Origin of the sequence: Saccharomonospora amisosensis (assembly GCF_011761185.1) — a bacterium.
GTDB lineage: Bacteria > Actinomycetota > Actinomycetes > Mycobacteriales > Pseudonocardiaceae > Saccharomonospora_A > Saccharomonospora_A amisosensis.
The window spans coordinates 3,780,562-3,798,864 of the sequence record NZ_JAAOYM010000001.1 but is presented as its reverse complement, the minus strand read 5'-3'; the positions used below and the strand labels follow the sequence as shown (position 1 = coordinate 3,798,864).

Here is an 18,303-nt window from a genome sequence, read left to right as displayed (position 1 = left end):
GCGGTGCCGAGCGGCACGCCTGGCGGATCACCGGTACAGCACCGCTTGGATCTTCGGGTCGTCAATGTTGGTCTTGTCGTACCAGTAGTAGTTGGTGTCGATGGTCTTGGGCAGTTGCTCGCCGTTGATCGCCTTGATCGCCGAGCTGACCAGCCTGCGTCCCATGTCGATCGGGTCCTGGGTCACCGCGCCCGCCATCACCCCGTTCTCGATCGCGTCGATCTGAGCCTTGCCGGAGTCGAAGCCGACCACGGTGATGTTCTTCCTACCGCTTTCCTGCACGCCCTTGATCGCGCCGATGGCGGAGCCTTCGTTGGAAGCGTAGATGCCCGCCAGGTCAGGGTTCGCCGAGATGATCGACTTGGTGATGTTCGCCGACTCCAGTTGGTCGCCGCCACCGTACTGTGCGTCGAGCACGGTGATGCCTGGAGCGTTCTGCCGCATCCATTCCCTGAACCCGTCGCGGCGATCGGTGCCCGACTTGCTTGTCTGATCGTGCACCACCATCGCGACCTTGCCCTTGCCACCGAGTCGCTGCGCCATGTGTTTCGCGGCCTCCGCGGCAGCCGCCTTGTTGTCGGTGGCGACGGTGGTCACCGGTACGTCACTGTCCACTCCGGAGTCGAATGCGATCACGGGGATGTCCTGTGACTTGGCCTGTTGCAGCAACGGTGCGGCCGCGCGGCTGTCGAGTGCCGCGAACCCGACCGCGTCGGGGCTCTTGGCAAGTTCGTTGGTGAGCATGTTCACCTGCTCCTCCACCTCTTGCTCGGTGGCGGGGCCGACGAAGGTGACCCTGGCGCCCTGCTTGGCGGCCTCCTCTTCCGCTCCCTTCTTCACGGCCTGCCAGAACTGGTGCTGGAATCCCTTGGAGACGATGGCGATGAAGGGCTGCTCTCCACCACCCGCCGAGTCACCACCCGAACCACATGCCGCCAGCGTCAGGGTCAGCGTGGCGACCGCGATCGCCGCGAAGAGCCGTTTCATCCTCATGACCAGATCTCCTTTGTTCTGGTTGGGGCGCGCGACGGCGTATCCGGCCGCCTTATGCCGCCTTCTTCCTGATCCTGTCCGTGTAGACGGCCACGAGGATCACGCAACCCAGGATCACGTTCTGCCATTCCTGGGGAATCGACATGATCTGCAGCCCGTTGTTGAGCACCGAGATGATGAGTGCTCCGATCAGCGTGCCCACAATGGAGCCCTTGCCTCCGGACAGCGACGTGCCTCCGATCACCACGGCCGCGATCGCCTGCAACTCGTAGCCCATCCCGGTAGCGGGTTGGGCCGAGCCGAGCCGAGCGGAGATCATCACACCGGCCAGCCCGGTGAACAGCCCCGCGAAGGCATAGATGACGATCTTCCAGCGACGTACGGCGATGCCGGAAAGCTCGGTGGCTTCCTCGTTGCTGCCGATCGCGTAGGTATAGCGGCCGAGCACGCTCTTGGTCAGCAACAGGCCAGCCAGCAATGCGACCGCAAGCAGGATCAACACCGCGTTGGGGAAGTTCAGCCCGGGGACGAGGTTGCCCGTCGACAGCTCCACGTATCCGGGCACGTCGTTGAAGTAGATGGGCGTGCTGTCGGACAACACGAGCGCGAGCCCTTCGGCCACCAGCATCATAGCCAGCGTCGCGATGAACGGCGGGATCTTCAGCAGCGCCACGTTCAGGCCGTTGACCAGCCCGATCAGCCCGCCGAACAGGATCGCGGCGGGGACGCCGAGCGCCAGTGGCAACCCAAGCTTGACGAGGAACACTCCGGACATCACCGCACACAGCGCCATCCCGGTGCCGATGGAAAGGTCGATGCCGGCCGCGATGATCACGAACGTGGTGCCGATGGCGAGCGTGCCGATCACCACGGTCGAGAACAGGATGGCCATGAAGTTGCCGTAGCTGAGGAAGTACGGGCTGGCCAGAGAGAAGAACGCGTAGATGACGACGAGGCTGCCGAACGCGAGCAACTGTTGCAGCCTGCTTTTCAGCACGGCGGCGAGCCCACCCCGCGGCTGCCGCTGCTGCGCCGAACTCGTGGTCTTGACCGCTGTCATGGCCGCTTCGCCTCCCTAACCCGCCCCGTGCCGCCCAGGCCGAGTTCGGCGGCATCGGCGGGGTTCTCGTCCGGCCGCAATGTCGCGTAATGCATGATGTTCTCCTGGGTCGCCTCGTCGGCGTCGAGCACTCGGGTGAGTCGTCCCTCGCTGAGCACGGCGACGCGGTGCGACATGCGCAGGATCTCCGGCAGCTCGGAGGAGATCATGATGATCGACTTGCCCTGCGATGCGAGCTCGTTGAGCACGCCGTAGATCTCTTCCTTCGCCCCGACGTCGATGCCGCGGGTCGGCTCGTCGAAAATGAGCACATCGCAGTCCTTGGCCAGCCACTTGGCGATGACCACCTTCTGCTGGTTGCCACCTGAAAGATGTTTGGTCTGCTGCTCCAGCGCCGGGGTCTTGATCCGCAGGGTTCGGACGTACTCGGCGGCCGTCGTTCTCGCCGCCCGATCGCGCACGAACCCGGCGGTGGTGAACGTCTCGCGCAGCGAGCCGAGCATGATGTTGGCGGCCACATCATGGTCGAGCAGCAGCCCGTACCGTTTGCGGTCCTCGGACAGGTACCCGATGCCCAACCGCGCGGCCTCGGCGGGATTCGATATGCGCACGCGGTTGCCGTGCAACAGGACCGTGCCGCCTGTCACGGGATCGGCGCCGACCAGCGCCCTCGCCACCTCGGTGCGCCCCGCGCCCATCAGCCCGGCGAAACCGAGGATCTCGCCGCGCCGCAACTCGAACGACACGTCCTTGAGCAGTTCCTTGGTGCGCAGCCCGCGCACCTCGAGCACGACGTCGCGGTCGGGCCGCACGCCCCGCGGTCCGATGTCGGTGTCCACGGACCTTCCCACCATTCGCGAGATGATCTGCGAGGTGGTGGCCGACCGGGCGTCGAGCGTGTCGATGTACTCGCCGTCGCGGATGACCGTCACCCTGTCGGCGATCCGTCTCAGCTCCTCCATGCGATGGGAGATGTAGATGGCGCCGGTGCCAGGACGGACGAAGGCGCGGATCAGCTCGTGCAACGTGGCCACCTCGGCTTCGTTCAGTGCGGCCGTTGGCTCGTCGAGGATGAGCACCTTCGGGTCGTGTGCCAATGCCTTGGCGATCTCCACCAACTGCTGGTTGGCGACGGTCAGCCCACCGACCACAGCTTTGGCGTCCAGTTTCATCTCCAGCCTGGTCAGCAGTGCCGAGGCTTCGTGGTTGAGCACGCGCTCGTCCAGCCACATCCGCCACCTGCGCGGTTCGCGGCCGATGAAGATGTTCTGCGCCACCGTCAGGTGCGGCACCAGGTTGAACTCCTGGTGGATGATGCTGATCCCTCGTTCCAGCGCCTGCCGGGGGCTGCTGACGGCGAGCGGCTTACCGTCGAGCCGGAACGTGCCCGCGTCGGCGGTGTGAATGCCGGACAGCAGCTTCATCAGTGTGGACTTGCCCGCGCCGTTCTCGCCGACCAGGGCGAGCACCTCACCGTGCCGCAGTTGCAGCCGCATGTCCCGCAGGGCCCGCACACCGGGGAAGCTCTTGTGCACACCTTCGACATCGAGCAGCGGGTTCGTGGCGGGCTCGGTCATCGCGGAACCTCCCTGCCGCCGTAGACGGCGTGTGCTGTTCCGTGCAACAGGCGAGCCCGCTCGGCGTGGCCGAGTTCGCCGATCAGTTCGCACAGTACCTGCCACATCGGCTGGTATCCGCCGTGTGGCACGGTCATCGGCCAGTCCCCGCCGTACATCAGCCGCTGCGGTCCGAAATGTTCGAGCGCCGTTTCCCATGCGGGCCGCAGCGCGCTCGCGGTGAGTGGTTGGCCTGCCAGTTGCAGTCCCGACACCTTGGCAACGGTGTTGGGGCGCCGGGCAAGTTCGGCGATCGCCCTGCGCCACGCCGTGAACCCGTCGCGGTCGCCGCGTGGCGGCTTGCCGAGGTGATCCAGCACGACCCGCAGTGCAGGCAGAGCGGTGGCGAGTTCGGTGGTCGCGGTCAGATGCCTCGGCCACGCGTCAGGTACATCGAAGGGCACCTGGTGATCGGCCAGTAGCGTAAGCGACCGCCTGACCTCCGGTATGGCGAGGAAGTCCGCACGCGGATCGTCGTGCACAAGGTGACGAACCCCTCGAAACGCCGGATGTGGCAGCAGATTGTCCAGTTGGCGTCGCGCGGTATCCGGCTCGTCGAGCTTGATCCAACCGACCACGCCGATGATCCACGGCTGAATCTCGGCCTGCCGTAGCATGAACTCGGTGTCACGCGAGGAGTCCTCGGCCTGCACCAGGATCGCCGAGCCGATCCCGGCGCCGTCCAGTTCCGCTTTCGCCCGCGCGGCTGTGAAGCTGGCATGCAGCGGGCTGCCGCGGGGTAGCCAGGCGTAGTCGCTCACTTCCAGGTCCCACAGGTGCAGGTGGGTGTCCACAATGGTGCCGACATCGCCAGTCATAGTCGCGTCAGCCCCTTGTCTCGCAGTGCGGTCCACAGCCCGTCCGGAACCGGCGTGGCCAGCCGTCGCTGGTTGGCGCGCACGTGGTCCGGCGCGGCCGCGCCGGTGAGAACAGTACGGACCAACGGCTCGCGCAGGGAGTACCTCAGCGCGGCGGTGGGCAGGTCGGTGCCGTGCTCGGCGCAGACCTCGGCGACGGCGCGTGCCTTGGCGAGCACGTCGGCGGGCACCGGGCCGTATTCGTACCTGTCCTCGGCCGACGGCCACGTAGCGGCGAGCAGCCCGGAGTTGAACACGCCCGCGTTGACGATTCCGACACCATGCTCGTGGCAGCAGGGAACCAACTCCTCCAGCGCGGGCTGCTCCAGCAGCGTGAACCGGCCCGCGACCAGCACCAGGTCGAGCAGGTCGTAGCGCACTGCCCGCGCCAACGCGTCGGCGGATTTGGAGCCGACGCCGATGGCCGAGACCACGCCTTCCTCACGCAGCGCGGCCAGCGCGGGCAGTCCCTGCTCCAGCGCGGATTCCAGTTCGTACTCGTCGGGGTCGTGCAGGTACAGCACGTCGACGGAGTCGATCCCCAGGCGAAGCAGTGACTCCTCGAGGCAGCGGCGCACCCCGACGGGTGTGAAGTCCCAGACCCTGCGGGCGTCGGCCGCAACCGCATAGTGGTTGGCGAGATCCAGCCTGTCAGCGCCCGCCGGGTCGGGCACCAGCAGCCGCCCCACCTTCGTCGAGACCACGAACTCCGAGCGCCGCTTGGTGGCAAGGAACGCGCCGAGCCTGCGTTCGGCGAGCCCGAGTCCGTAGTGCGGCGCGGTGTCGAAGTAGCGCACGCCGCACTCCCACGCGGCGTCGAGGACTGCCCAGGCCTGCTCGTCGGACATCGGCTCGTAGAGATTGCCGAGGCCCGCCGTGCCGAGTGAGAAGCGCCCGAGGTCAAGCATGGGTGTACTCCGCGATGGAGGTCGGGTACATCTCGGTGCCCGCACCCGGTGCCGTTGGAGCGAGATAGCGGCCGTCGCGCACCTCGACGGGGGTCACGAAGTGCTCGTGCAGGTGATCGACGAACTCGATGACGCGGCCGTCGAGGCTGCCGGAGACGGCGACGAAGTCGAACATCGCCAGATGCTGCACCGCCTCACACAGGCCGACCCCGCCCGCGTGTGGGCACACCGGAACACCGAACTTCGCCGCCAGCAACAGGATCGCGATGTTCTCGTTCACGCCCGCCACCCGGGTGGCGTCCAGTTGCAGCACGCTGAGCGCGCCTGCCTGCAGCAGTTGCTTGAACACCACCCGGTTGGCGACGTGCTCTCCCGTGGCTACGGGCACCGGCGCCACCGCCTTGGCGATGGCCGCGTGCGCGAGCACGTCGTCGGGGCTCGTCGGCTCCTCGACCCACGCGACGTCGAACTGCTCCAGTGCCTTCGTCCAGCGGATCGCCTCCGCGACGTCCCAGCGCTGGTTGGCGTCCACGGCGATCTTGACGTCGGGCCCGCAGATGTCGCGTGCGATGCGCAACCTGCGCAGGTCGTCGTCGAGGTCCGCACCCACCTTGAGCTTGATGTGGGTGAAGCCCTGCGCGATGGCTTCGCGGCACAGCTTGGCCAGTTTGTCGTCGTCGTAGCCCAGCCAGCCCGGTGTGGTGGTGTACGCGGGGTAGCCCTCGGACAGTAGCCGTGACTCGCGCTCGGCACGGCTTGGTTCAGCCGACCGCAGCAGGGTCAGCGCTTCCTCTCTGGTGAGTGCGTCGGTGAGGTAGCGGAAGTCGACGAGGTCGACGATCTGCTCCGGCGAAAGCGACGACAGCAGCCGCCACAACGGAACCCCGGCGCGTTTGGCTCTAAGGTCCCACAGCGCGTTCACCGCTGCGCCGATCGCCATGTGCATGATCCCCTTCTCTGGGCCGAGCCAGCGCAGTTGGGAGTCGTGCACCAGTTCGCGCCACACGCCGCCGAGGTCGTCGAGGGTTTCGGCGACGTCGCGGCCGACGAGGTGGCCCTCCAGCGCGCGCAGCGCGGCGACCTGCACGTCGTTGCCCCTGCCGATGGTGAAGACGAATCCGTGGCCTTCGAGGCCGTCGGCAGCGTCGGTACGCAACCGCACGTAGCTGGCGGAGTAGTCCGGGTCGGGGTTCATCGCATCCGATCCGTCCAGCGTCCTCGACGTCGGGAACCGAATGTCGTGCGTTTGCAGTGCGATGATGCGCGCCACGGACCGACCGCCTTCGTCGTATGGTCTCTGTCACTGCGGCGAACCCTAGACATCCGATGTATAGACCGTCAAGGTTCATGCCTGTCGCTGTGGACGTTCATGATTTAGAGTCCGTTTCGGGAAGACACCCGACCAATGAAGGTGAGGGTCTGTTGTGAAGCTCGCTCGGTTCGGACCGCAGGGTGCGGAGCGTCCCGCCGTGCTCGATCAAGGAGAGGTCTACGACCTGGGCGGGCTCACCGCCGACGTGGATGGCGCGTTCCTCGCCTCGGGTGGGATCGAGCGTGCCCGCACAGCGCTGGCGCAGCGGCGATTGCCGGTGCTGCCGCAGCAGGCGCGGTCGCGAGTTGGAGCACCCGTCGCCAGGCCAAGCGCGGTGGTCTGCGTTGGCATGAACTACGCCGAGCACGCCGCCGAGTCGGGCTCGCGACCGCCGAGCACGCCGATCCTGTTCCTCAAGACGCCCAACACCGTCGTCGGTCCCGACGATCCGGTCGCGATCCCGCACGGCAGCGAGCGCACCGACTGGGAGGTCGAGCTCGGCGTGGTCATCGGCAAGCGCGCCTACCGGCTGGCGTCCGCCGAGCAGAGCATGGAGCACGTGGCCGGGTTCGTGATCGGCAACGACGTCTCCGAGCGGCGACACCAGTTGGAGGAGTCCGGCGGGCAGTGGAGCAAGGGCAAGTGCGCTCCCGGCTTCATGCCGACCGGGCCGTGGCTGGTCACCCCTGACGAGGTGGACCACACCCAGTTGCGATTGCGCAGTTGGGTCAACGGTGAGCCGAGGCAGGACTCCACCACCGCCGACATGGTGTTCGGCGTGGAATACCTGGTGTGGCACATCAGTACCTACCTGGCGCTCGAACCAGGTGATCTGGTGATGACCGGAACACCGCAGGGTGTCGCGCTCTCCGGCCGGTTTCCCTACCTGCGGCCGGACGACGTGGTGGAACTGGAGATCGAGGGTCTCGGCAGGCAACGACAACGATTCGTGGCGGGAGAGGGGGAGTAGGTCATGGCCGAGTTCACCGGACTGGTCGCCGCTGTGACCGGTGGCGCATCGGGGATCGGCGCCGCGGTGGTGGCCGTACTGCGGGAGCGGGGTGCCGAAGTCGCGGCACTTGACGTGTCGCCGGTCGATGCCGAGGGCGTGTTCGGCGTGCGCACCGACGTCACGGACGACGATTCGGTCCGCGCCGGCATCAACGCCGTGGTTGAGCGATTCGGCGGCCTGGACATCCTGGTCAACAACGCCGGGGTTGGCGCGCAGGGCACGGTAGCCGACAACGACGACGCGGAGTGGCTGCGGGTGCTGGACGTCAACCTGCTCGGCGTGGTGCGGACCAGTCGAGCGGCACTGCCCTACCTGCGGCGGTCGAAGGCCGCGGCCGTCGTGAACATCGGATCAATCGTGGCGACGGCGGGGTTGCCCCGGCGGGCGCTCTACAGCGCCACGAAGGGGGCGGTCACCGCGCTGACCCGGGCGATGGCCGTCGACCATCTTCCAGAGGGCATCCGCGTCAACTGTGTCCATCCTGGAACCGCCGACACACCCTGGATCGCCAGGTTGCTAGACGCCGCCGACGATCCCGAGGCCGAACGGGCGGCGCTGCGGGCAAGGCAACCGCACGGCAGGTTGGTCTCCGCCGAAGAGATCGCGCACGCCGTCGCCTATCTCGCCAGCCCGCTGGCGTCCTCGACAAACGGTGTCGGGCTGGCCGTGGACGGCGGGATGCAGGAACTGCGGCCGCGGCCACGGAGCTGACCAAACCGGAGCCGGCCGCGCTCAGATCTGTTCCACCAAGGTTTGCCGGATCCACTGCTCCACGCCCGCGATGTGTACGGTCGCCCACGCCCGCGCCACGTCGGGCTGCCGGTCCGACAGCGCACGCTGGATCGCGCGGTGCTCGGCGAGTGTGCGCTCGACCGCGGCTTCCTGCGTGATGCCGCGCCAGGTGCGCGCGCGCTGGGTACGGCCGGAGACGCTGTCGACGAACGAGCACAGCACCTGGTTACCCGAGCCTGCCGCGATGCGGTGATGGAACTCCAGGTCGTTGACCACCAGTTGCTCCACGGTCGGCCGGTCACCGAGCGAGTCGAGCAGCACGGCCAGTTCGTCGATGTCATGCTTCGGCATCGTGAGCGCGGCCATCGCGGTGGCCGCGGGTTCGAGGATGCGCCGCACCTCAAGGAATTGCAGCACGGTGTCGTCGCGGTGAAAATCCACGACAAAGCCCATGGCGTCCATCAGCAGCGCGGGTTCCAGGCTGGTCACATAGGTGCCGTCGCCCTGCCGGACGTCGAGCACGTGAATGAGCGACAGCGCGCGGACAGCCTCACGCAGCGAGTTCCGCGACAGTCCGAGCCGGTCCGCGAGGTCCGCCTCCCTCGGCAACCGGTCTCCCGGGCACAACTCCCCATCGACGATCATCTGCTTGATCGCCTCGATGGCGTCGTCGGTGACCGACATGGCGCATTCCCCCTTACTCCCCCTGGTCCCGGCCCAGGCCGAGTTGTTCGGCGAGGCTCCACAGCAAGGCGATGCCGTCGTCGCCGCCGGAGTAGTCGTCCGCCTTCTCGTGCAGCGGTCCCACCGTGGCCTGCCATCGCACGTTGCCGGGGTGGTCCCGCAGGGCCGCGCGCATCGCCCTGTAGTCGGCCACATCAATGAGGTGGAACAGGTGCCTGCCGTCCCGCCAGATGCGCCAGTCCCGCACGCCGTGTTCGGCAAGTGCCGCCGCGACATCCGATGGGATGGTGGCGTGCAGGGCTTCGTAGTCCAGTTCCCTTCCCGGCTTCAGCACGGTGTGCAGGACGATCTGCGGCATCGGCACTCCCTCTGTCGAGAATGCCGCCAGGATACATCCGACCTTTGGTGTGCTGGCTTAACCTCGTCCGTGGTGCTCGAGCAGCACGGTGAGCAGCCGCACCAACTCCTCGCGCTCCGGCGTGGAAAGCGGTGCCAGCAACTCGTCCTGCACGCTGGCGAGCACGTCCGCCAGCTCGCGCAGGCGCTGCCGGCCCGCCGCGGTGATCGTTATGACGTTGCGGCGGCGATCGGACGGATCCGGGCTGCGTCGCACGAAGCCGCCGTCGGCGAGTTCGTTGACGGCGGCGACCACATCGCTGAGGTGGATACCGCTGCGCCGTCCAAGCGTGGCCTGGCTGGCGGCACCGAACTCATCGAGGGTGGTCAGCAGGCGGAAATGGTAGCCACGCGCACCGACCGCGGCGAGTTGCTCCGACACCAGCCGGTGCGCGGGCAACGCGGTCTGGGTGAGCAGCCAGCTCGGCAGTGTTCGCAGGCGTTCTGGCGCGGAGTCCGAGGCCGGTCTGTCCATGTAGGAAGCCTAGTGGCCTGCGTTCGTCGCACCAACGAAGCGGGGTACTCGCGCCGCGGGGTGGATGTGACGCACCCCACAGCGCTACGGAGCCGGACCGTTGGAGTGCGCTCAGCAGTCGCAGCGCCTCGCGTGGTTGTGCGGCAACAAGGACAGCACCTTGGCCATCGCGCAGGTGTTGCTCAGCGCGGCGAAGGTCAACCCGGCGCCGACGAACCCGGCGATCCACTTCAGCGGCTCGAACGCGAGGCTCGACAACACACCGATGAGCACGAGCATGCCTGCGACGAGGCGAACCTGGCGCTCCATCGTCCAGTTCGAGCTGCCGCGGTGCAGCGGGGCCTCGCTCTGCTCCCAGGCGTTGAGGCCGCCACGCAGGACGGTGAGCCTGCTGAACCCGGCCGTCTGCAACAGTTGCCGTGCCTGCTCGGCCCTCGCCCCGCCCGCGCACACCAGCACCAGGTGGTCCTGTGGCGTGCTCGCCAGCTCAGCCACGTTCTTGCGCAGTGTCGACAGCGGCAGGTGTCGGGAACCGGGGATGTGCGCCTGGTTGAACTCGGCCTCCGTCCGGACGTCGATCAGTCGCGCGCCCGAACCGTTCTGCAGTAGTTGGCTGATCTGCATGACGTCGGCGGTCGCGGGGATCGTGTCGGGCACGGTATCTCCTGTCACTGTGCGCGAGCATGAGCTCGCGGATGGTAGCGGGATAGAAAGTAAAAATGGACAGCGGTCCGCTGGATCGCAGCGGCTCCCGAGTCCGCGTGGCACAGTAAGGCAGACTTATTCGGAAATCAATACTGGTCGCGGGATTCTACCGGCCTTCTGCGGGAGCATGGTGACCGTTTCCGAGCCGTGATGTAACCTGAGCCGCCGTCGTGACTCGGGGATCACGTCCCGCGGGCTCCGGCCCGCGGCAACTGCCTCGATGTGTCCGTATACTCCAGAAAGCGAAGCTTCATGAGCGGCTCCAGCGGGCGCAAGCCCGTCATCTCCTTGAAAGCTCGCGTGCTCGCGATCGCGCTGGTCCCGAGCTTCGTGCTGCTGGCCGCAGGGGTCGGGTTCAATACCTACGCGCTGATTGAAGCCGTACAGAAACGGGATACCGCGGAACTGCTCGCCGACGGTTACAACATGGCGGTTCCCTTTATGCCGGCCATGAGCGAGGAACGCAGGGCGAGCCTTGCCGTAGTAGCCAACCCGTCGCAGCGGAACAAGGCAGCCCTGGCGCAGGCGCGGCAAGGCATGGATCAGTTGATGTCGCGGTTCAGCGACATCTCCTCGCAGGTGGCCGACGCGATGCCGCAGCGCGCGAAGGATGCCATCACCAGGTTCGTCTCCGCCATGCCGCGAATGATGGAGCTGAGGCAGAACGTCGACAGCGGCAGGATCTCGCGCCTGCAGGTGTATCAGGCGTTCAACCAGATCGCCGATGCGATGATCGTCGCGGCGGACTCCATCGGCCGGGACTCCACCGACAAGGAAACGGCCCTCTACCGCTCGACGGCCTCCGACCTGATGCGCATCTCCGACTGGTTGGTGCGAAGCAACTCACTGGCGGCGGCCTCGATGCAGGCCGAAGGCATGACGCAGGCAGAGCTCGAGGAATTCAGCTCGCTCACGCGCGCCTATCGCGCCGAGTTGGCCTCCGTCGTCCCGCGGCTGCCCGAGGAGGAACAGCGGAAACTCCAGGAGCTGCAGAACTCGCCAGAGTGGCAGCAATTGGGCCAGATGGAGACAGCTCTGGCAAACCAGGGCGTTATCGCGTTCGACGAGCAGGCCCAGGAACTGGGTTACCTAGAGCCGACGAGCCAGTTCGACCCCACCGCTTCCGACGTCGAGTTGCCACTCAGCGACCAGCAGTGGCACACGGTGATGCGGGAGAGTGCGATCGCGCTTAGCAGCATGGGCCTTCGTGAACTGGGCACCGCCGCGGCGGCGATGGAGAAGGAAGCGGCCGAGAACCAGTTGACGCGCTCGGTGCTCATCGCGGTGGCGAGCCTGGTGCTGGCGACCGCGGTGCTGTTGCTCGCCATGCGGATGGGCAACAGCGTCGTGCGGCGGCTTCGCAAGCTTCGCGACGACACGCTGCGAGCCGACGAGCGACTGCCCTCGGTCGTGCAGCGAATCAGGGACGGGGAACCGGTCAACGTATCCCAGGAAGTGCCTGAACTCCACGTCGGATACGACGAGATCGGCGAGGTGGCCCAGGCGTTCAACAAGGCACAGCAGACCGCTGTCAATGCCGCCGTACAGGAGGCGCAGCTTCGGGAGGGCACCAACGCGGTGTTCCTCAACATCGCGCGCCGCAGTCAGGCGGTCGTGCAGCGCCAGCTGCAGGTTCTGGACAAGGCCGAGCGTGCCGTGGAGGACCCGGACCAGGTGGAGCTGCTGTTCCAGCTCGACCATCTGAGTACCCGCGAACGGCGCAACGCCGAGAACCTGATCATCCTCGGTGGCGGCCAGCTTGGCCGTCAGTGGCGGGACGGCGCGAGGCTCATCGATGTGGTGCGAAGCGCCGTGTCGGAGACCTCGCAGTACAACCGCGTGAACATCGGCCGCATCCCTGACATGACGCTGGTCGGCCGCGCGGTGGCGGACGTCGTCCACCTGCTGGCGGAGCTGGTGGACAACGCCATCGAGTTCTCGCCTCCCGGTTCCAGTATCGAGGTGCGCAGCAACCCGGTGGGCAAGGGCACGGTCATCGAGGTCGAGGACCAGGGCATCGGTATCGACCTGGAGGATCGCGAGGACTACAACGCGATGTTCCGTGAGCCGCCCGACTTCAGCGTGATGGCGCTGACCCAGGACTCACGTATCGGCTTCTTCGTGGTGGCGAAGCTGGCCCACGAGCACGGCATCAAGATCACGTTGCTTGAGTCGATCTACGGGGGCGTGCGGGCGGTGGTGCTTCTGCCCACCAACCTTACCGCCGCAGAAGCGGCCAATCAGGACAGTGACCCGGCCGATGACGACGTCACCTTGCGCGCCATACCTCGAGTTCCGGCCGCTGCGGGCGTATCCAACGGTCATTCGTCGCTGTTCGCCGAACACCAGGGCAACGGCAAGGTGGCACATCCCAGCGCCGAGCCGAGCACGAACGGCGCGGGGGAGGCTCGTGTGGAGGAAGAGTTTCGGACGAGGCGCAGGCCAGGGGCTGCGCCACCGCCGCAGGCACCGCAACAGGTGCCGCCGCAGCCACAGGGCCCGCAGCACCAGGCGCCGCAACAGGTGCCGCCGCAGCGGCCACAGGGCCCGCAACACCAGGCGCCGCCGCCGCAGCAGCCGCAGTGGCCGGCGCAATCGGACGGTGACCTGCCGCCGCTGCCGAGACGCCGAAGGCAAACCCATCTGGCGCCACAGTTGCAGGACGACCCGGCACCCGACCAGGAGCCGGAGCCCGAACATGAGTCGGCCGAGCCTGACTTCGATGAACGGGCGGCGCAGGCGCGCAATGTAATGAGTGCGTTCCAGCGAGGAACGGAACGTGGCCGCGCCGAGGACCAGGGCCCGTGGCGTCCATAGATAATCTCGGCACGCTGATCGACAAGAACTGGCGGTGGATCGGAAGATGACGACAACGGTTGACCTGAGCTGGCTACTCGACGACTTCGCCCGCAGGGTCGTCGGAATCGACCACGCTGTGGTCCTCTCGACAGACGGCCTGCTGCTCGGCCGTTCGCACAGCCTCACGGAAGAGGAAGCCGAGCACCTGTCGGCCGTGGCGTCGGCCTTTCAGAGCCTGTCCCGTGGCACGGCGCGGCACTTCCATGGCGGCGAAGTACGGCAGACGCTGGTGGAGATGGACGAGGCGTTCCTGTTCGTCACCGCGGCAGGCCGGGGCGCGTGCCTGGCGGCGTTGACGAACGCGCAGCCGGACCTCGGTCTGGTGGCCTACGAGATGAACCGGCTCGTGAAGCGGGTCGGCGCGACGCTGTCCGCGGCGCCCCGTACCTCCGCCCAGGAAGCAGCACGAGGTAGCACATCGCCATGAACCGGTACGGCGAGCCTTGGGAGGAAGCACCCGCGGACCCGCTGGTCCGCCCATTCTTCCTGGCCGGGGGTAGGGCCCGCCCGACACGGCACGATCTTGAGCTGATCAGTCTGGTCGTGGCGACGACCGTGGACCCGAGGGGATCGCTGGGACCGGAACACGCGGAGATCGTGCGCCTGTGCCAGCAGCCCCAGTCGGTGGCCGAGGTGTCGGCCAAGATTGATCTGCCCATTGTCGTGGTGAAGGTGATGTTGAGCGACCTCATCGAACGCGGGTATCTCGTGTTCCGCTCGCCTCCGACCACGACCGACATTCCCAGCCCACAGCTACTGCAGGCGGTTCTCGATGGTATTCGAAGGCTCTGAGCGGGTCGGCACGAACGCGCTCGCGTCCGCGGTCAAGATCCTCATAGCCGGAGGATTCGGTGTAGGTAAGACGACGATGGTCGGCGCGGTGAGCGAGATCCCACCACTGCGCACGGAGGAGATGCTCACGGAGGTCGGGGCCGGCGTCGACGACATTTCCGGGGTGGAGGCAAAGACCACCACGACGGTCGCGATCGACTTCGGCAGGATCACGATCAATCCCAAACTGGTGCTGTACCTGTTCGGGACACCGGGCCAGCAACGGTTCTGGTTCATGTGGGACGAACTGGCAAAGGGAGCGCTCGGCGCGGTTGTGCTCGCCGACACCCGCAGGCTGGACAACTGCTTCGCGTCGGTGGACTTCTTCGAGCGCAGGAAGGTGCCGTTCATGGTGGCGGTGAACTGCTTCCAGAACGCGCCCGTCTACGACGTCGAACAGGTCAGGGCCGCGCTCGACGTGGACCGAGAGGTTCCCATAACGCTCACCGACGCACGGGACAAGGAACTCAGCAAGCACGCGCTTGTCACGCTCATGGAGTACCTGATCAAACTTCGCAGTGCCGGTGCCCGCGCTCCACAACCGTCTCGGTGAGGTCGGCCGCCGTCACAGGTATTCGACGTTCGAGCCGGACAGTCGGCGCCGGGTGTCGAGGACGGCGGTCGCGCTGCGTTGCACCAGTGTGTAATCGACGTCGTCGTGGTCGGTAAGCAGCACCACGACATCGGCGTCACGCACAACCTGGCAGGACAACTCGACGAGCTTCACGTTCGAAGGGCACCTATGGGGTTCCACATGGGAGTCGATGGCCAGCACGTTCGCACCCTGCTCGGTGAGCAACTCGGTGAGCCTGAGTGCGGGTGACTCGCGGATGTCACCGGTGTTGGGTTTGTAGGCAAGGCCCAACAGCACCACGGTGCTGTCGTTGACCGGCTTGCGCATCCGGTTCAGCGATGCTCCCAGTCGCTGCACCACGTAGTCCGGCATGTGGTCGTTGACATCGTTGGCCAGGCTGACGAACCGGAAGTCCCGCTTGAGGTCACGACGCACGCGCCAGGACAGGTAGGTCGGGTCCACCGGAAGGCAGTGCCCGCCCACACCGGGTCCTGGCGTGAACCGCATGAAGCCGAACGGTTTGGTCGTGGCCGCGTCGATGGCCTCCCAGATGTCGACGCCCAGCTGGTGTGCGAAGACGGCCAATTCGTTGACGAGCGCGATGTTCACGTGCCGGAACGTGTTTTCCAGCAGCTTCGCGAGTTCGGCTTCCTTCGGCGTCGTAACCGGCACGGTTCGCTCGACGAGCCGGTCGTACAGCCGCTGCACGGCGGCCAGCGAGCGGCTCTCGATTCCCGAAACCACCTTGGGTGTGTTCGCGAATCGCCAGCGGGTGTTTCCCGGGTCGATGCGTTCGGGGCTGTACCCGACCAGGAAGTCCTGCCCGGCTGAGAGCCCGCTGCCCTTCTCGAGCAGAGGCACCACCAGCTCCTCCGTGGTGCCGGGGTAGGTGGTGGATTCCAGCACCACGGTGACACCCGGGCGGACGTGCTCCGCGATGCTTTTCGTCGCTGCCTCGATGAAGCTGAGGTCGGGCGAGGAGTCCCGAAGCGGTGTCGGGACCGTGATGATTGCGGCGTCGAACCCCTCGACGTCGGCGTAGTCGTCGGTCGGTCGGTATCTGCCCGACGAAAGAGCCCGTTCGAGCTCGTCGTCGGTCACATCCTCGACGTAGGAACGCCCGTCCCGAAGCGACCACACCCTGACCACGTCGACGTCCACACCGACCACGTCGAAGCCGACCTCGACGGCACGCATCGCGATCGGAAGCCCTACGAAGCCCTGCCCGACGACTACCAGCCGCCCCGGCGATTTCACGACCGTACTCACCGATGCCCCCTTTGCGGTGTGGAGCTGCCCGGATCGAAGTGATGGTTGGATGTCAGGTGCGCCTGTTCGCGGCTGTCGGATCGCTCGGCCGGCCGAAGCTCCACCGGCTGCGGCTCACGTACCCGTGGGATGGACACCTCGCTGTCGACGAGTTCGGTCATCGCGCGGGCGACGTCAAGCTGGGAGCCCACGGTGCGCACCGTCGCCGTGTCGATTCCGGACACCCGGATGTGAGAGATCGCCGGATGTACCGGCCGTCTGTCCAACTCGCCGGAGCCGAAGAGTTCCTCGTGCAGCTTCTCCCCACGGCCAAGGCCGGTGTAGACAATCGGCGACTGTCGCCCGGACAGCGCCATCAGCATCTCGGCGAGCTCGGCGATCCGCACCGGTTCTCCCATGTCGAGGACGAGAGCCTCGCCTGAGCGGCCGATAGCGGCCGCCTGGATGACCAACTCGACCGCTTCCGGGACCGTCATGAAGAACCGGGTTACGTCCGGGTGTGTCACGGTGAGCGGTGCACCCGAGGAGAGTTGCTCGGCGAACGTCGTGAGCACCGACCCTCGGCTGCCGAGGACGTTGCCGAACCGCACCGAAAGGAACGTGCCGCCGCAGCGCGCGGCGGTGCCAGCGACCAGGCGCTCACCGATTCGCTTTGAGCGACCGAGCATGCTGGAGGGATTGGCGGCCTTGTCGGTGGACACGTTGATGAACTTGCTGACTCCCGACTCGCATGCCGCTTCCAGCAGCGTGATCGTGCCAAGTACGTTCGTCTTCCACGCTTCCTCCGGATACCGTTCAAGCATGGCGAGGTGCTTCAACGCCGCCGCGTGAAACACCACGTCGGGCTGGTACCGCAGGAACACCTCCCGTATCCGGTCCGCATCGCGGATGTCGGCGAGGATGACGTTCGGCGAGTCGAGGTCCGCTTTGCCGTAGAGAGACAGCCGCACCGCGTGCAGAGCGGACTCGTCCCGGTCCAGCATCATCAGTGCGGCCGGCTTGAACTTGTCGACCTGGCGACACAGTTCCGAACCGATCGACCCACCCGCGCCGGTGATGAGCACGCGCTGCCCCGCGAGGTATCCGGCGATGGACTGCACATCGGTGTCCACCGGTGCCCGGCCGAGCAGGTCGGTGAGGTTGAGGTCGCGCAGATCGGAGAAGTCGGCCCACGGCCGCAGCAGTTCCGAAAGCGGCGGCAGCACCTTGACGTCGAGCGAGGTGTTCGCGGCGGCGGAGACCAGTGAACGCATGGCGGCGGGGTCGGGGTTCACCATCGCGACGATCAGCAGTTGCGCGCGGGTCTCCCTGGACACTGCCTCGAGCTGTCCCGTTCCTCCGCGCACCGGCACCCCCGCCACCCTCGCGTTTGGCGTTTCGGTGTCGTCGTCCAGTACGGCCACCGGGAGCAGATCGCCCGCAGCTCCGGAAAGCATCGAGCGGATGAGCTGTTCACCCTGCGGTCCCGAGCCGTACACGATGACCCGGCGCGCCGAGGATTGCCTTGGTCGCAGCCTGCGGCCGCGGTAGGCGCGGGCGAGAAGTCGCGCCGAGGCGGACATGGAAAGGGCCAGCAGCGTAGCGATCACCGGGACCGATCGCGGGATCGACGGAGTCAGCCCCAGCAGTAGGGCGATCAACAGGGCGAATCCACCAAGAATCGTGGATTTCGCAAGGTTGAGGACATCGTCGAGGCTGCCGACGGCATATCCGCCGGAGTAAAGACGGCTCGCCCAGCCGGTGACCCACGACGCGAGCACGGCGACCGCCGTCGCACGGACAAGCGCGCCGCCGAAGACCTGATCGAGTGTGAACTCGTAACGCAGCCAACTGGCGAGCAATATCGCGAGCAGCCACGAAAATCCGTCGACGGCTGCCAGCAGGGCGGTCTTTCGCCGCCATGGCGCGGAAAAGGCCATGACAAGGTCGTGCATGGTGCTACCTCGCACTCTGATCTCCTGGACGCGGGCGTCGCGCGACCCGAGGCTGAACCGAAGGCCGGTGGACAACATTCACCAGG

18 protein-coding genes are annotated in these 18,303 nt (G+C 66.7%); 6 read left to right on the top strand and 12 right to left on the bottom strand.

Annotated features, from left to right (window positions below; all coding sequences use genetic code 11):
- Window positions 1-27: 27 nt before the first annotated feature.
- From FHU38_RS18415 to FHU38_RS18390, 6 genes are read right to left on the bottom strand one after another with little or no spacing between them, the layout of a single operon-like run.
- The gene (locus FHU38_RS18415; protein ID WP_167173107.1) at window positions 28-993 is read right to left on the bottom strand and encodes an ABC transporter substrate-binding protein; all 966 of its coding nucleotides are present in this window, start codon (window positions 991-993) and stop codon (window positions 28-30) included.
- Window positions 994-1,045: 52 nt separating this feature from the next.
- Window positions 1,046-2,053 (bottom strand): ABC transporter permease, encoded by a 1,008-nt coding sequence (locus tag FHU38_RS18410; protein ID WP_167173105.1) that lies wholly within the window; start codon window positions 2,051-2,053, stop codon window positions 1,046-1,048.
- Window positions 2,050-3,630 carry a sugar ABC transporter ATP-binding protein gene (locus FHU38_RS18405; protein WP_167173103.1) on the bottom strand — a complete coding sequence of 527 codons (1,581 nt, stop codon included), beginning with the start codon at window positions 3,628-3,630 and terminating at the stop codon, window positions 2,050-2,052. The genes FHU38_RS18410 and FHU38_RS18405 overlap by 4 nt, the downstream gene beginning before the upstream one ends.
- Window positions 3,627-4,487 (bottom strand): amidohydrolase family protein, encoded by an 861-nt coding sequence (locus tag FHU38_RS18400; protein WP_167173101.1) that lies wholly within the window; start codon window positions 4,485-4,487, stop codon window positions 3,627-3,629. Before FHU38_RS18400 ends, FHU38_RS18405 begins: the two co-directional genes overlap by 4 nt.
- A complete protein-coding gene (locus tag FHU38_RS18395; protein WP_167173099.1) occupies window positions 4,484-5,434 on the bottom strand; it encodes an aldo/keto reductase in 951 nt (316 codons plus the stop codon). The genes FHU38_RS18400 and FHU38_RS18395 overlap by 4 nt, the downstream gene beginning before the upstream one ends.
- The gene (locus FHU38_RS18390) at window positions 5,427-6,704 is read right to left on the bottom strand and encodes an enolase C-terminal domain-like protein (RefSeq protein ID WP_167173097.1); all 1,278 of its coding nucleotides are present in this window, start codon (window positions 6,702-6,704) and stop codon (window positions 5,427-5,429) included. Before FHU38_RS18390 ends, FHU38_RS18395 begins: the two co-directional genes overlap by 8 nt.
- Before the next feature lie 154 nt (window positions 6,705-6,858).
- Between FHU38_RS18390 and FHU38_RS18385 the strand changes: the two genes are divergently transcribed.
- Entirely contained in the window at window positions 6,859-7,716 is an 858-nt protein-coding gene (locus FHU38_RS18385) for a fumarylacetoacetate hydrolase family protein (RefSeq protein WP_167173094.1), read from the top strand.
- Between the two features lie 3 nt (window positions 7,717-7,719).
- A complete protein-coding gene (locus FHU38_RS18380; protein ID WP_167173092.1) occupies window positions 7,720-8,469 on the top strand; it encodes an SDR family NAD(P)-dependent oxidoreductase in 750 nt (249 codons plus the stop codon).
- Between the two features lie 21 nt (window positions 8,470-8,490).
- On the opposite strand, the gene FHU38_RS18375 is transcribed toward FHU38_RS18380, so the two are convergent.
- From FHU38_RS18375 to FHU38_RS18360, 4 genes are all read right to left on the bottom strand, one after another.
- Window positions 8,491-9,174, bottom strand: coding sequence for a FadR/GntR family transcriptional regulator (locus tag FHU38_RS18375; protein ID WP_167173090.1), 684 nt, complete (start codon window positions 9,172-9,174; stop codon window positions 8,491-8,493).
- Between the two features lie 13 nt (window positions 9,175-9,187).
- Window positions 9,188-9,532 (bottom strand): L-rhamnose mutarotase, encoded by a 345-nt coding sequence (locus FHU38_RS18370; RefSeq protein ID WP_167173088.1) that lies wholly within the window; start codon window positions 9,530-9,532, stop codon window positions 9,188-9,190.
- A 57-nt stretch (window positions 9,533-9,589) separates the two neighbouring features.
- The gene (locus tag FHU38_RS18365) at window positions 9,590-10,045 is read right to left on the bottom strand and encodes a MarR family winged helix-turn-helix transcriptional regulator (RefSeq protein WP_167173086.1); all 456 of its coding nucleotides are present in this window, start codon (window positions 10,043-10,045) and stop codon (window positions 9,590-9,592) included.
- Between the two features lie 111 nt (window positions 10,046-10,156).
- Complete coding sequence (locus FHU38_RS18360) at window positions 10,157-10,702, bottom strand: rhodanese-like domain-containing protein (RefSeq protein ID WP_313886823.1); 546 nt, start codon at window positions 10,700-10,702, stop codon at window positions 10,157-10,159.
- 300 nt (window positions 10,703-11,002) lie between these two features.
- Between FHU38_RS18360 and FHU38_RS18355 the strand changes: the two genes are divergently transcribed.
- The 4 genes from FHU38_RS18355 to FHU38_RS18340 are packed head-to-tail and all read left to right on the top strand — an operon-like array spanning window position 11,003 to window position 14,993.
- Entirely contained in the window at window positions 11,003-13,567 is a 2,565-nt protein-coding gene (locus FHU38_RS18355) for a sensor histidine kinase (protein ID WP_167173084.1), read from the top strand.
- A gap of 46 nt (window positions 13,568-13,613) precedes the next feature.
- Window positions 13,614-14,036 (top strand): roadblock/LC7 domain-containing protein, encoded by a 423-nt coding sequence (locus FHU38_RS18350; protein ID WP_167173082.1) that lies wholly within the window; start codon window positions 13,614-13,616, stop codon window positions 14,034-14,036.
- Window positions 14,033-14,401, top strand: a complete 369-nt coding sequence (locus FHU38_RS18345; protein WP_167173080.1) for a DUF742 domain-containing protein — start codon at window positions 14,033-14,035, stop codon at window positions 14,399-14,401. Before FHU38_RS18350 ends, FHU38_RS18345 begins: the two co-directional genes overlap by 4 nt.
- On the top strand, window positions 14,382-14,993 hold the full coding sequence (locus tag FHU38_RS18340; protein ID WP_167173078.1) for a GTP-binding protein: 612 nt from the start codon (window positions 14,382-14,384) through the stop codon (window positions 14,991-14,993). The genes FHU38_RS18345 and FHU38_RS18340 overlap by 20 nt, the downstream gene beginning before the upstream one ends.
- Before the next feature lie 12 nt (window positions 14,994-15,005).
- Here the strand turns inward: FHU38_RS18340 and FHU38_RS18335 are convergent, their stop codons facing one another.
- Together FHU38_RS18335 and FHU38_RS18330 are read right to left on the bottom strand one after the other, a co-directional pair.
- The gene (locus FHU38_RS18335; protein ID WP_167173076.1) at window positions 15,006-16,283 is read right to left on the bottom strand and encodes a nucleotide sugar dehydrogenase; all 1,278 of its coding nucleotides are present in this window, start codon (window positions 16,281-16,283) and stop codon (window positions 15,006-15,008) included.
- Window positions 16,280-18,217 carry a nucleoside-diphosphate sugar epimerase/dehydratase gene (locus FHU38_RS18330; protein ID WP_167173074.1) on the bottom strand — a complete coding sequence of 646 codons (1,938 nt, stop codon included), beginning with the start codon at window positions 18,215-18,217 and terminating at the stop codon, window positions 16,280-16,282. Before FHU38_RS18330 ends, FHU38_RS18335 begins: the two co-directional genes overlap by 4 nt.
- Between the last annotated feature and the right edge of the window lie 86 nt (window positions 18,218-18,303).